Here is a 1,103-nt window from a genome sequence, read left to right as displayed (position 1 = left end):
CCCCATGTGGCGAAACGGTTGCCGTTCTCGTCCACCAGCCCAGAGAGCAAACCCGGTGCATTCGGGTCATCGTAGAGATAGCTGCGGCTCGTATTGTCCTGGTAGATCACTTCCGCTAGCTTGCCAGCGCTGTTGTACTGGTACTGAATACTGCCACCAGCAGGATCGGTGACACTGACCATGCGGCCATCTTGATACTGGAACTGGATGGTGCGGCCAAAGCCGTCAGTGATCGAGGAGAGCTCTCCGTTAAGATAGCTCAGGGTGATGTGATTGCCGTTGGGCTTCTCGATGCCGGTCAGTAGTCCGGTTTCATCATAGGCCTCAACTACCCCGTCAGATTGGGTGTAGCGCCAGCCGGTTGCCTCCTTCGTCAAGGTATCATCGGTTTTCCAAGTTGGCACCCAGACAGAGGACAAGTTGTAGAAGGCGAGTTCCTGCCCTTCTGGCCGGTGCAGGACAACCATGTTCTCACCGTACTTCGAGGCGTTGACCTCTACGCTCCGCGAGTAGTTATGCCGCCAGCCGCCGAGCTCTTCATCAGGAAGGTGGCTATTGTAGTATCTGGTGAATGTGAAAGGGTCGGAGCCTCCGCTTTGATAATCCTGCTCAGCTTGGAACTTGTTGCCGGTGCCAAGATGGATAGGGTTTCCCACACACATGGCCGTTGTTGGTAAGCCGAGATCCCTGTCCAGGAACGGCGTTTTATCCATTTCACCCGGCAGAACGTAGGTTGAGCGCCAGTATGCTCCACCTGTACAGGTTTCAGGGTCATAGCTTGCGGTCCCGCCAACGTACTTGAAGCAGATCCTGGACGTGTAGCGTCCATCACCATAAGCAGCTACAGGATACAGCTTTTCGCTGACGAACTCCCCGTACCCCTTCTCCTCTTCAATGCGGTAGTTCTTCATGAAGGAATGCGCGTCCATGATGGTGTTGAAGCGCATTGCATCTACTTCGGTGCTCACGGCCACAACCCGCCATTGTGCAAAAGCGATGCACGGCAAGGTTGCGAGCACCACCACGGCCAATGACCGCAGGTTTCGCATCAGTGAAAGGGGAGGTCTCGATCTCATAAACAGCTCCAGTTGTTGCACTGGAGC

2 protein-coding genes are annotated in these 1,103 nt (G+C 55.1%); both read right to left on the bottom strand.

Translation table 11 applies throughout. From position 1 onward, the window contains the following. The coding region (locus tag BHE89_RS18280; RefSeq protein WP_353615145.1) for a DUF6531 domain-containing protein at positions 1 to 947 on the bottom strand (947 nt) is incomplete at its 3' end. After that, a partial coding sequence (locus BHE89_RS24425; protein ID WP_216081029.1) for a hypothetical protein occupies positions 892 to 1,103 on the bottom strand: 212 nt, incomplete at its 5' end. The genes BHE89_RS18280 and BHE89_RS24425, both read right to left, overlap by 56 nt.

Origin of the sequence: Shigella sp. FC1967, from assembly GCF_001743005.1 — a bacterium.
Classification (GTDB): domain Bacteria; phylum Pseudomonadota; class Gammaproteobacteria; order Enterobacterales; family Enterobacteriaceae; genus Proteus.
This window is presented reverse-complemented; position numbering and strand designations above follow the sequence as displayed.